Raw genomic sequence first — 12,545 nt, 5'->3', positions numbered from 1 at the left:
AGCTATTTTTGCCTTTGGAAGGTAACAAACAATTCTTCAACAAACGATGTATATTTGTTTTGAATCTCACCCACTTGGGTAATTAATCGATTGTAGGCAATGGTTGCCGGGATTGCGGCAAATAAGCCAAATGCTGTGGCAATTAATGCTTCAGCAATACCAGGTGCAACAATAGCGATGGTTGCTTGCTTAACAGATGCCAGACCAATGAAGGAATGCATAATGCCCCAAACTGTACCAAATAAACCAATATAAGGGCTTGATGAAGCAATCATGGCCAACACGCTCAAGCCATGATCTAAGCGGTCAACCTCATTATTAACGGCAGTATTCATAGAGCGATAAGCACGCTCTGAATTCATCACTAGCGCCTGGTTAGAAGCAGAGGTGGTATGAGTAAATTCACCATAACCCGCACCAAAAATATGCTCCATCGGGGTACGATTAGAAACTTGAGCGGGAATCTGTCCATGCAAAATTGACAAATTTGTATCAGCTAAAAAATTATTATGAAAACGCTTAATGTCTTTGTTGGCGTCCATTAGAGTTTTCTTCTTAGACATAATAACAGTCCAAGAATAAATACTCATTAATACCAAAACAAACATCACTACCTGCACCACAAAACCTGCGCTAATAATTAAGCTAAAAATTGATAAACTACTGTCCATTTATTTTCTCCAGAATGTCGCTTGGAATGGCGCGCGGTTTAAAATTTTGCACGTCCAAACAAGCAACGGTAACTTGTGCCTCAAATAATACCTTATTTTGCTTAAGATCCCTTATTTTCTGTGAAAAAATCAAGCTTGCACGACGCGATTTTTTCACCTCAGTGTGGACCCTTAGCAAATCATTAAATCTAGCTGGCAGAAGATACTCAGCCTGCAATGATTTAACCGCAAAAACAACGCCTTGATGCTTAATCAGCTGATCTTGCTCAAAACCCATTTCACGCAAAAATTCACTGCGTCCACGCTCAATAAACTTCAGGTAATTAGCATAATAAACCACACCGCCACTGTCAGTATCTTCGTAATAAACCCTAACTTCTAAATTACTCATTAAACAAATCTTGGCGATTTGAAGGCTGGGCCAAGCCTAGATGTTTATAGGTTAAATTGGTAGCGCTACGCCCCCTGGGAGTGCGCTGAATAAAGCCTTGCTGAATTAAATAAGGCTCAACCATATCTTCTAAAGTGCCACGCTCTTCACCAATGGCAGTGGCTAATGTATCTAGTCCAACCGGACCACCTGCGAATTTATTAGTCATAATAGATAAGTAATCACGATCTAGCTGTTCTAGCCCTGCTTCGTCTACTTTAAGCGCACTTAACGCTTCGTTGGCAATCGCTTGATGAATAATACCGTTGGTTTTAACATCTGCAAAATCACGCACTCGGCGTAATAGTCGATTAGCAATTCTTGGCGTGCCACGCGAACGTTTGGCAATTTCATATGCACCACTTGACTCAATTTCAATATTTAAAATCTTAGCGGAGCGCTCTACAATAATTTGCAAATCGCGATTGTTATAAAATTCTAAACGCTGGACAATCCCAAAACGATCGCGTAGCGGAGAAGTAAGCATGCCAGCGCGTGTGGTTGCACCAATTAAGGTAAAGGGTGGCAGATCTAATTGCACAGAGTGTGCAGCCACACCTTCGCCCACCATAATATCTAATTTAAAATCCTCTAAGGCTGGGTATAAAATCTCTTCAACCACAGGATTTAGACGGTGAATCTCATCAATAAACAAGACGTCATAAGGCTCTAATTTTGTCAAAATAGCGGCTAAATCACCCGAACGCTCTAAAACTGGTCCAGAAGTTTGCTTCATCCCTGCACCCATTTGGTTGGCAATGACATTGGCTAAAGTTGTCTTTCCTAGCCCAGGTGGGCCGTAAATTAGGCAGTGATCGAGTGCATCTTGGCGTTTTTTGGCGGCCTTGATAAACAGGGACATTTGCGATTTAACATCATCCTGGCCAATATACTCTGACAAGCTATCTGGGCGCACTGAGGCAATAATAATATCTTCGCCGCCTTGGTCTTCGCCGCCTACTAAAGAGTCTTCTTCTATCATGCTAATTTAATCATTTTTTAAGTTATTTTAACTGATTAACTTCTTGGAACAATAGTTTGATTTTGATTGGCTTATGTTGATGCTGTAATTTAACCAATTTGGCTACATTTACTTCCTGATATGGCATAAATCTACTAATCTTAACCTGCCATTCATGACTCGCATTAAGCTGATGCTCAAAGACAATATTGGCCAAACTACTCAGTGGTAGATGCCAGCCCAACTCTTGCTCCATCCATTGCTGCAGACTGAGTGATGTGCGCTGATGATTTACCCATAGACCTTGTACTGTTGAGCGAATATTCACCTTGCCCAATCCTAGTGCGCCGACCAATACTAGCTCAAACTCTTGGTCTACAAACTCAACATCAAAACCAACACTTTGATAACTATCGTCAACGCTAACACCCGCTCTACCTTTAGCAGACCACGATTCAGGAATAGATCCTGAAGTAGCAGGCTGATCCCGAATATTAAGCGTTTCACAGCCCTGCAAGAACAAAAATATAAGGACGATAAAGAGTGCTTTCATAAGGTGGCTATTCTAACATTGGAGTTGTAATAGCGAACGCCTAAAAAAATGCGTTTGCTGTATAATTAAGCGCTTATTGAGTTTGTTATTTAGGTTTATGTCACGCATTGCTATTTTAAGTGTTAACCATGCACAAGCACCTGTTTCGGTGCGTGAGCGCGTGGCTTTTGCGCCCAACCATTTAAATCGTGAATTGCAAACATTAAATGCTCTTGCAGGCGTTGAGGCGGGTGTTATTTTATCCACCTGTAATCGTTCGGAAATTTATGCGATCGTTAATGCTGACAATCCACAAGAAATTTTAAGCCAATATTTAGCCGACACACACCAAATCTCTAGAGAAGAAATTGATGATTATTTGGTATATTTTGAAGATGACGCTGCTTTAGAGCATATTTGTAATGTTGCTTGCGGGCTCGACTCTTTGGTATTGGGAGAGCCGCAAATCTTAGGCCAGCTTAAAGATGCTTATCACGCAGCCAAACAAGCAAAGACACTGGATAAAAAGCTAGAAAAACTATTTCAACATGCTTTTTCAACCGCAAAAAAAGTACGTACGGATACACAGATTGGCTCATCCCCTGTTTCTATTGCCTATTGCGCTGTCAAACTTAGCGAAAAGATTTTTACTGATTTATCCGAACAAACCGTTTTATTAATCGGCGCAGGAGAGATGATCGAACTCTGCGCACAACACCTAAGTCAAAAAGGTGTTAAAAATATGATTGTGGCTAATAGAACTCTTGAAAATGCCCAAAAAATTGCCGCACTTTACAATGCACAATCCATCAGCTTAAAGCAGTTTTCTACGGTTATTCATCAAGCTGATATTATTATTTCATCAACAGCCGCTTCAGTGCCAGTGATTGGCAAAGGTCTGATTGAAAGCGCTCTAAAACTTCGCAAACACAAGCCTATGTTTATGCTTGATATTGCCATTCCAAGGGATATTGAGCCTGAAGTGGGTCAATTAGATGATGTCTATCTCTACACCATTGACGACCTTGAACAAGTGGTAAACGACAATATCGATTCGCGTGAAAAAGAAAAGGTCTTGGCACAAGAGATTATCATCAAGCAAACGCAAGTTTTTAACAAATGGCTATCGGTCCTACCTAATGAACAATTAGTACAAACTTATCGCAACAGCGTTAATCAAATTAAAGACGAGGCACTCGTAGATGCCTTAAAACGTCTAAATAATGGTGGCGATAGCGAACAAATTATTAAAAAATTAGCTGACCAATTGGCTAACAAAATACTCCATACTACCTTTAAAAATATCAAGCAAACTCCGCACGAAGCTTTATCTCAATGCGAAGGTTGCATACCCAATCTTAAAAAATAATGAATGAATCTATTCTTGCTAAGTTAGAACAAATGTCTATGCGCCTAGAAGAAGTAGGCGCTATGTTAAGCGACCCAACTGTTGCCAGCGACGCCAAAAAATTTAGAGACCTGTCTATTGAGCACTCACAGCTAACCCCTGTTAATGATCAGTATCAAGAATACCTATCAACCGAGCAAAACCTTGAAGATGCTAAGATAATGCTGGAAGAGGAAGATGCAGATATTAAGGCTATGGCTAAAGAAGAGATTAGTGGTGCTAAAGATAATTTAGAGCGCCTAGATCTCGAGCTAAAAAAATCCTTACTGCCTAAAGATCCTAACGACTCTCGTAATATTATTCTAGAGGTTCGTGCAGGCACGGGCGGCGATGAGGCTTCCATTTTTTCAGGAGATCTATTTAGAATGTACACGCGCTACTGTGAAAAACAAAAATGGCAAATAGAGACTTTAAGTGCCAATGTTGGTGATCATGGCGGCTATAAAGAAATTATTGCTCGCATTAGTGGTGTTGATGTTTATTCCAAACTTAAATTTGAGTCAGGTGCGCATCGTGTTCAACGCGTGCCAGAAACTGAAAGCCAAGGTCGTGTGCATACTTCTGCTTGTACTGTGGCCATTATGCCGGAAGTGGAAAATATTGAAGATATTGATATCAACATGGGTGATGTACGTGTTGATACTTTTAGAGCGAGTGGCGCAGGCGGTCAGCACGTTAACAAAACCGATTCAGCTGTGCGCGTTACCCACATTCCAACTGGAACAGTAGTGGAATGCCAAGATGGACGCTCGCAACACAAAAATAAAGCGCAAGCAATGTCAGTCCTAGCATCCAGAATTTTAGATGCCCAGCAGCAAGTTCAACAAAAAGAACAAGCCTCTGCGCGCAAAGAGTTGGTTGGTAGTGGTGATCGCTCACAAAGAATTCGTACCTACAACTACCCTCAAGGGCGTATCACTGACCATAGAATTAACTTAACGCTATATAAATTAGCAGAAATCATGGAAGGGGATTTAGAGTCTATTATTGAGCCACTCATTGTTGAGCAACAAACTAACCAATTAACAGATTTGAACGACGCGCTAGCCTAGCCTTCTAGTAAATAATTGCGATAGGATAAACAACACGCCTAGCGCAATCACAATTGTTGGGCCTGTGGCCAAATCGTAAAATGTAGAAGCGCTCAATCCCATCAACACAGCCACCATAGAGACAACAATCGATTGAAAAACCATGGCCAGTGGAGAGCGTGCAAATACTCTGGCAACTGCAGGCGGAATGATTAGCAAAGAAGTAATGAGTAAAACGCCAACAATTTGCACAGAAATTGACACCGTTAAAGCAATCATCAACATAAACAATAATTGATAAAAAGTTCGATTCAACCCTTGAGAAACCGCTAACTCTTCATTGAGTGTTAACAGTAATAATTTTTGCCAAAAAGCGACCAACAAGCCAACCACAATCCCTAAAACTACATAGATCCAAATAATATCTTGAGTACTAATCGACAAGACATCACCAAATAACAAGGCAAAATAATCTGTGTTTTCTCCACCAACAATACTCAAAATAACAATACCGAGTGATAGTGCGAGGTGTGAAAATATCCCTAAAATAGCATCATTAGACAAAAAATTCTTTTGTTGCAGTATAACAATCAATCCTGCAAAAATAGTACCCACCACTATCAATCCTACGTGCATACCCAAGCCACTAGCCAAGCCAAGCGATACACCAAGCAAGGCAGAGTGCGAGATAGACTCAGAGAAGTAACTCATACGCTTCCAGATCACAAAACAGCCGAGCGAGCCTGCGATAATAGAAATACCGAGCGCCGCTATAAGTGCTCTTAGAATAAAATCTTCCAAAATTAGATTAGCCTATTATTGACAGTTTTTGCACAGACCGTACAAGTACAAACAATGATCGGTTAGCTGATAGCCATATTTAGTAGCAATATCATGTTGATGCTGCTCAATTACTGCGTCATTAAACTCATCAATCTTGCCACATTTAACACACAATAAATGGTCATGATGCTCAGCATTAGACAGCTCATAAACACTCTGGCCATTATCAAAATTATGCTTGTTAATCATGCCCACCTCTTCAAATTGAGTGAGCACTCGATAAATAGTTGCCACCCCGACCTCTTCACCTTGCATCACTAGAGAACGGTAGATATCTTCAGCACTCATGTGATGGTTATCGCTTTTTTCTAAAATTTCTAAAATTTTAAGTCTTGGCAGTGTAACTTTAAGACCTGCAGTTTTTAAATCTTGGGCGTCCATATTCGAATCCTTGAGGTAAAATCAGAAAAATATTTCTTAATCATTTTAATCAATTAATTACAAATGAACAAACTAACTTTAATTGCATTCTCGTTCTCATTACCATTTCTGTCTGCTTGCACCCCTTCTATGCCGACACTACCTGACATGCCTAACATCTTGCCTGATCTATCACTACCTACGCTTTATAAAGATGATGTTCAGCAAGGATCGGTACTAACAAGATTTAAAATTAACCAGCTTAAAGTTGGCATGTCAACCGCACAGGTGCAAGATTTAATCGGCTCACCAAGCGTTATCGACCCTTTTCATAATAACCAATGGAACTATGTCAACCACTCAACTCGTCATGAACAGGGTGATATTCACTATCGCTTGGTTTTAAAGTTTGAGCAAAATAAATTAACCCTTATTGATACAACAGAAATTGCCAGCCTACCTGAGCTGACCGACAAAGAAAAAGCACTTGAAGAAAAGCGCCTTACTGAAGCAAAAGTAGCAATTGAAGCCGCTAAACAAGCCAAAATCAAAGCACAGGAGCTCGCCAAAGAAAAGGCAGAAGTAGAGGCTCAGCGCATTGCGGCAGAAAAATCAGAGGCTGAGGCATTAAAAAAAAAGACTGAACTAGCACAAGCCAAGCAGCCAATTAAAGCTAAGGAAGTGGTCAGCTCACAGCCGAGCAAAACTTCTGAAATAGCGCCAGTAAAACACATCAAACCAAAAACTATCAATAAAAAACCACAAGCACCAGTACCAGCGCCTTGGTACAAATTCTGGATGGATTGATTAATTGTGTCATCTCTTATTATTAACAATCTTGAGTGTCAAAGAGGCTATAGTCAGCTTTTTCAAAACCTTTCTTTTCAGGTGCATGCCCAAGAAGTGCTTAGAATTACTGGCACAAATGGTAGTGGAAAAACCTCACTCTTAAAAATTTTAGCAGGGGTTAATATTCAAGAGCAAGGTGATATTAAACTCGATCAGCACTTTGTTAAAAGTGACGAATATCAACAAGAGGTGTTTTATCTAGGCCATCAAGCAGCACTCAGTGCTGAACTCAGTAGTCTTGAAAATCTTGAATTTTTAAGCGCTCTAAATCAGCCGGTTGCACGTGAAGTTCTTATCCAAGCATTAGAAGATATTGGCCTAAAAGGCTATGCAGACGAGGCTTGTGCCAACCTTTCAGCTGGTCAAAAACGACGTGTTATTTTGGCCAGTTTATTCATCTCAAAAGCCAAAGTATGGCTACTAGATGAACCCTTTACTGCGCTTGATCCCAAAGGCGTTAAAATTGTTGAAAATAGAATTTCTCAACATTGTGCCGATGGCGGGATGTGCCTATTTACCACGCACCAAGACTCTGCACTACCCAACCAACGCACGATTGCGCTATGAATATTTACCTGCAAACATTAAGCCGAGACCTGCGCATAGCTCTTAGAAACCCCTCTAGTGTTCTTAATCCTTTGTTATTTTTTATAATTTCTGTCTCACTCTTCCCGCTCGCTATTAGCCCAGAAGCCGAGACTTTATCTCAAATTGCGGCTGGCATTATTTGGGTGGCTAGCATGCTGGCTGTACTGTTGTCGCTTAACGCGCTATTTCATCACGATTTTGAAAATGGCGTCTTGGAGCAGATGGTGACTTCGCATCACTCCCTGCCACTACTCATCCTGTCAAAAATTACCGCCCATTGGTTATTAACCGGCATTCCTATTATTTTATTATCACCTTTATTAGGAGTATTTTTATTTCTCGATGATGAAGGTATTAAGGTATTAATGATCACTTTATTACTCGCCACCCCAAGTTTGAGTTTAATCGGCAGTATTGGCGCTTCTTTGATTGTCGGTATTAAAAACTCTGGCATGCTATTATCTTTACTTATTTTGCCACTTTATATTCCTATTTTAATCTTTGCCTCAAGCGCCGTTTCCCAAGCGCAATTTGGTCTAGATATTAGCAGTCAGCTGTATTTCCTAGCCCTATTTCTAGTACTCAGTTTAATGAGTGCGCCCTTTGTGAGCGCCATCGCCTTAAAAATAAGTTTGGAATAAACCTTTTTATTTGTTATAATATTTTCATACACGCTGATTTGTCCCGATTGCTAGCGTCACTACCCAGAGTAGTTAAATCAAGCTAAAGCAGGCGTTATTCTTCATTGAAAACCCTTCTTGACAAGGGTTTTTTAATGTTCATATGGAGAACAAAATGATATTTACTTCTGAATCTGTTTCGGCAGGACATCCCGATAAAGTTTGCGATCAAATTTCTGATGCTATTTTAGACGCTGCACTAGCGCAAGACAAAAATTCACGCGTTGCGGTTGAAACCCTCGTCAAAGACAATCATGTTGTCTTAGCGGGTGAAATCACGACAGGTGCAACCATTAATTATGAAAAAATCGTACGCGACACCATTATTGGCATTGGCTACGATAAAGAAGAATACGGCTTCAATGGCCACACTTGCGACCTTACAAACCTATTAGGAGAGCAATCTCAAGATATTGCCATGGGCGTTGATGAGTCATCAGATCACGAACAAGGTGCGGGCGACCAAGGTCTTATGTTTGGTTACGCTTGTAATGCCACTGACGTGCTTATGCCTGCACCAATTCTATACGCACACCGTTTAGTGGCCAAACAAGCCGAACTCATGAAAAATGGCACACTACCTTGGTTGCGCCCTGATGCAAAATCACAAGTATCTTGTATTTATAAAGATCATAAAATTGTTGGTATTGACGCTGTGGTACTTTCTACTCAACACGATGCAGATATTTCTTTGGACGATTTGCGTGAAGCAGTTTTAGAAGAAGTTATTAAGCCTGTTCTACCGAGTAAATGGCTAACGGATTCGACCAAATTTCACATCAACCCAACGGGTAATTTTGTAATTGGAGGGCCAGTTGGTGACGCAGGCCTTACTGGTCGTAAAATCATCGTTGACACTTATGGCGGCATGGCACGTCATGGCGGCGGCGCATTCTCAGGCAAAGACCCTTCAAAAGTCGATCGTTCTGCGGCTTATGCAACGCGCTACGTGGCTAAAAATATTGTGGCAGCTGGCTTGGCTAATAGGTGCGAGGTGCAAGTCTCTTACGCTATTGGCGTGGCTGAGCCAACCTCTATCAGTGTTGAAACTTTTGGCACAGGCAAAATTTCTAACGACGCCATCGAGGCACTCGTACGCGAGCATTTTGACTTACGTCCAAAAGGTCTAATCGCTATGCTTGATCTTAAGCGTCCAATCTACCAAAAAACAGCAAGTTATGGTCATTTTGGTCGTACAGAAGATGACATTACCTGGGAAAAAACCGATCGCACTCACTTGTTGAAAACAAACTAAATTAATCAAATTTGGTATAATAACCAAACCGCCAAGGAGCGTTGCGTTGAATTTTTTTCAATCAGGCTTGGCAATCAGAATCACTAGAACGACGCTCATTTTTTTAAGTTTCTTAAAGGAGAAAAAATGAGCAACTCAACAATGAATAACAACGACTATAAAGTAGCAGACATGTCATTGGCTGATTACGGGCGTAAAGAAGTAGAATTAGCCGAAGCGGAAATGCCAGCACTAATGACATTGCGTGATAAGTACCGTAACGAACAACCTCTAAAAGATGCGCGCATCTTGGGCTGTATTCACATGACCATTCAAACAGCAGTATTAATGGAAACCTTGGTTGACCTCGGTGCACAAGTGCGCTGGTCAAGTTGTAATATTTTTTCAACTCAAGATCATGCAGCCGCAGCAATGGTTGCCGCAGATATTCCTACTTTTGCTTGGAAAGGTGAAACAGAGGAAGAGTTTTTATGGTGTATTGAACAAACGATTTTAGACAATGGTAAGCCTTGGAATGCCAATATGGTACTTGATGATGGTGGCGACTTAACTGAAATGCTACACGACAAATACCCAGAAATGCTTAACGATATTCACGGCATTAGTGAAGAAACCACAACTGGCGTTCACCGTCTACTTGAGATGATGGAAGCAGGCACACTTAAAGTGCCAGCGATCAATGTTAACGATTCTGTTACCAAGTCAAAAAATGACAATAAATACGGCTGTCGTCATTCCTTAAATGATGCAATCAAGCGTGGTACTGATATGCTTATGTCAGGTAAAAAAGCGTTGGTTATTGGCTATGGTGACGTTGGTAAAGGCTCAGCGCAATCTCTGCGTCAAGAAGGCATGATTGTTAAAATTGCTGAAATTGACCCAATCTGTGCCATGCAAGCTTGCATGGACGGGTTCGAAATTGTATCGCCTTATAATCAGGGCAATAACACCGGAAAAACTGATGATATCAATAAACGCTTATTAGCGACAACTGACCTAATTGTCACCACGACAGGTAACTACAATGTGTGTGATTCTGCTATGTTACAAACGCTTAAAGCGGGCTCTGTAGTATGTAATATTGGTCATTTTGACAATGAAATCGACACGCAATACATGCGTGATAATTGGCGCTGGGATGAGGTTAAGCCTCAGGTTCACCGCGTTTATCGCAGCGACGATAAAAACGATTACCTAATTCTTTTATCAGAAGGTCGCCTAGTTAACCTAGGAAACGCTACAGGCCACCCTTCACGCATTATGGACGGCTCATTTGCTAACCAAGTATTGGCGCAAATGCACCTGTTTGATGCAAAATTTGCATCACGTGGTGGTGATATTTACGTAGAGGTTCTCCCTAAAAAGCTTGACGAAGAAGTAGCAGCCGGTATGGTTGGTGGATTTGGCGGTGTATTAACCAAACTAACTGATACGCAAGCAGATTACATTAATGTCTCGAAAGAAGGTCCATTTAAGCCAGAATCTTATAAATACTAGACTCTAGCTTTAGTAAAATAAAAAACACCCCGAAAGGGGGGTACAAGTGCGGCTTTCGGGTCGCATTTTTTACGTCATTTGGATTATTTGCTAAATTTTTTAAAGCAAAACAATAAATCGACAAAATTAACAAAAAATGGCACTTTTAAAGCAATATTTGGCTATTTTTTAATGAAATTAACTAAAAATCGCTTATTTTTAAGGTATTTACCATGATAAACCCTATTTTTACTGACACATACCACTTCGAAAAGGAATTTTCCAATAATTTGGAAAAAATGTTAAATAATAACGAGTTAGGGGTGTTTATTTTAGTGCTCGCCAACGCTTTGTCTGATGAAAAACTCTGGAGAGCGTTAAAGCCAGTATTAATCCAAAAATTTGAACAGCTTAAAATGGGAGAAATAACGGGCGCTGAAGATGACGTGATCGTTTTTAAGCAACTACTCAAACTTGATTTAAATACCTTGGAGGCCACTAAACACAAAATCCTTGGCAACTTTGAACTGCAATACAATCCACTGCGAGCCTTGCGCCCACAGCGCATGTCTAGTGCCAAAACCCAAGGCATGAGTGCAGACTTTAACGAAAATGGTTTTCATTTTAATAAAGATTTTTTGCAAAAAGAATTGCTCTTCCAAGGCAAACTATTCTCTAAAGAGATCTCACTTTTTTATAACAAATTCCCTTTTGCGAAATACCACGGACTAGTCGTGGTTGAAGCAGAAAAGCAACATCCACAACTACTCACGCCGGAATTACATCAATTTGCCTGGATGATGGCCAATGCCATTGGCTTAAACATAAAAGGTTTTACTTTGGCTTACAATTCATATGGTGCCTACGCCTCGGTTAATCATTTTCATCTGCAGTGTTTTGTTCGTGAGCAGCCATTACCCATTGAAAATGATGATAAATTTCCTTTAATTAACTATTGGTTTAATTCGGTTAATGACGCTTGGGAGTTTGTTCAAAGCCTACATCGTGACGAGCAACCCTATCATTTAATCTATCGAAATCAAGCTATTTTGTGTGTCGTTCGACAGCGTCAAGATGATTATAAGCATGCGAGCTGGACTTCTGGATACGCTTGGTATGAAGCCTGTGGCGGTGTTAATACTGCCACACTTGATGACTACGATCATTTGAGTGAAGACAAACTTAAAGCGGAATTATTAAAACTCAAAATAACCTAGTAAATTATTAATATAGTATTTTGGTCAATTATACTAAAATCGTTTTTTTTTGCTATAATTGACGCAATTACTAAATAACCTCAACATTTAGTAATTGTTAAAAAAGACCTTATCTCCATATTGCTTTTTTAACTTTTGGGGGTTTTAAATAATTCTTCTCGGTTTTATCTATAAAAACCCTCATTTTTCTCTATTTTATCTATCAATAAAACCCAATCTATTGTGGTTTGATGCGGTAAAATTT

General features: G+C 40.2%; 14 protein-coding genes and 1 riboswitch. Of the genes, 8 read left to right on the top strand and 6 right to left on the bottom strand.

Going from position 1 to position 12,545, the window contains the following annotated elements; all coding sequences use genetic code 11:
• Positions 1-2: 2 nt before the first annotated feature.
• The 4 genes from tolQ to SP60_RS06575 are packed head-to-tail and all read right to left on the bottom strand — an operon-like array spanning position 3 to position 2,615.
• On the bottom strand, positions 3-671 hold the full coding sequence (gene tolQ, locus SP60_RS06590) for a protein TolQ (protein WP_053951867.1): 669 nt from the start codon (positions 669-671) through the stop codon (positions 3-5).
• Positions 661-1,062, bottom strand: a complete 402-nt coding sequence (gene ybgC / locus SP60_RS06585; RefSeq protein WP_053951866.1) for a tol-pal system-associated acyl-CoA thioesterase — start codon at positions 1,060-1,062, stop codon at positions 661-663. Before ybgC ends, tolQ begins: the two co-directional genes overlap by 11 nt.
• Positions 1,055-2,083 carry a Holliday junction branch migration DNA helicase RuvB gene (ruvB, locus tag SP60_RS06580; RefSeq protein WP_053951865.1) on the bottom strand — a complete coding sequence of 343 codons (1,029 nt, stop codon included), beginning with the start codon at positions 2,081-2,083 and terminating at the stop codon, positions 1,055-1,057. Before ruvB ends, ybgC begins: the two co-directional genes overlap by 8 nt.
• Positions 2,084-2,105: 22 nt before the next feature.
• A complete protein-coding gene (locus SP60_RS06575; RefSeq protein ID WP_053951864.1) occupies positions 2,106-2,615 on the bottom strand; it encodes a lipoprotein insertase outer membrane protein LolB in 510 nt (169 codons plus the stop codon).
• A gap of 97 nt (positions 2,616-2,712) precedes the next feature.
• Between SP60_RS06575 and hemA the strand changes: the two genes are divergently transcribed.
• On the top strand, positions 2,713-3,963 hold the full coding sequence (gene hemA / locus SP60_RS06570) for a glutamyl-tRNA reductase (RefSeq protein WP_053951863.1): 1,251 nt from the start codon (positions 2,713-2,715) through the stop codon (positions 3,961-3,963).
• Positions 3,963-5,054: a peptide chain release factor 1 gene (prfA, locus tag SP60_RS06565; protein ID WP_053951862.1), complete on the top strand. Its 1,092-nt coding sequence runs from the start codon at positions 3,963-3,965 to the stop codon at positions 5,052-5,054. Before hemA ends, prfA begins: the two co-directional genes overlap by 1 nt.
• Here the strand turns inward: prfA and SP60_RS06560 are convergent.
• Together SP60_RS06560 and fur are read right to left on the bottom strand one after the other, a co-directional pair.
• Positions 5,046-5,834: a metal ABC transporter permease gene (locus SP60_RS06560; protein ID WP_053951861.1), complete on the bottom strand. Its 789-nt coding sequence runs from the start codon at positions 5,832-5,834 to the stop codon at positions 5,046-5,048. The two genes, prfA and SP60_RS06560, sit on opposite strands and share 9 nt — an antisense overlap.
• Before the next feature lie 15 nt (positions 5,835-5,849).
• The gene (gene fur / locus SP60_RS06555) at positions 5,850-6,257 is read right to left on the bottom strand and encodes a ferric iron uptake transcriptional regulator (RefSeq protein WP_053951860.1); all 408 of its coding nucleotides are present in this window, start codon (positions 6,255-6,257) and stop codon (positions 5,850-5,852) included.
• A 63-nt stretch (positions 6,258-6,320) separates the two neighbouring features.
• Here fur and SP60_RS06550 point away from each other — a divergent pair, with 63 nt between their 5' ends.
• The 6 genes from SP60_RS06550 (at position 6,321) to SP60_RS06525 (ending at position 12,301) form a co-directional block, all read left to right on the top strand.
• Positions 6,321-7,043 (top strand): outer membrane protein assembly factor BamE, encoded by a 723-nt coding sequence (locus SP60_RS06550; RefSeq protein ID WP_082319656.1) that lies wholly within the window; start codon positions 6,321-6,323, stop codon positions 7,041-7,043.
• A 6-nt stretch (positions 7,044-7,049) separates the two neighbouring features.
• Positions 7,050-7,652: a cytochrome c biogenesis heme-transporting ATPase CcmA gene (gene ccmA, locus SP60_RS06545; protein ID WP_053951859.1), complete on the top strand. Its 603-nt coding sequence runs from the start codon at positions 7,050-7,052 to the stop codon at positions 7,650-7,652.
• Positions 7,649-8,314, top strand: coding sequence for a heme exporter protein CcmB (ccmB, locus tag SP60_RS06540; protein WP_053951858.1), 666 nt, complete (start codon positions 7,649-7,651; stop codon positions 8,312-8,314). Before ccmA ends, ccmB begins: the two co-directional genes overlap by 4 nt.
• Positions 8,315-8,468: 154 nt before the next feature.
• Complete coding sequence (gene metK, locus SP60_RS06535) at positions 8,469-9,608, top strand: methionine adenosyltransferase (RefSeq protein WP_053951857.1); 1,140 nt, start codon at positions 8,469-8,471, stop codon at positions 9,606-9,608.
• Between the two features lie 27 nt (positions 9,609-9,635).
• Positions 9,636-9,712, top strand: a riboswitch (S-adenosyl-L-homocysteine riboswitch).
• Positions 9,713-9,734: 22 nt separating this feature from the next.
• A complete protein-coding gene (gene ahcY / locus SP60_RS06530) occupies positions 9,735-11,105 on the top strand; it encodes an adenosylhomocysteinase (protein WP_053951856.1) in 1,371 nt (456 codons plus the stop codon).
• Positions 11,106-11,383: 278 nt separating this feature from the next.
• Positions 11,384-12,301 (top strand): GDP-D-glucose phosphorylase 1 family protein, encoded by a 918-nt coding sequence (locus SP60_RS06525; protein ID WP_144418602.1) that lies wholly within the window; start codon positions 11,384-11,386, stop codon positions 12,299-12,301.
• Positions 12,302-12,545: the final 244 nt, after the last annotated feature.

It is taken from the genome of Candidatus Thioglobus autotrophicus (assembly GCF_001293165.1).
In the GTDB taxonomy this organism is placed as follows: Bacteria; Pseudomonadota; Gammaproteobacteria; order PS1; family Pseudothioglobaceae; genus Thioglobus_A; species Thioglobus_A autotrophicus.
This window is presented reverse-complemented; position numbering and strand designations above follow the sequence as displayed.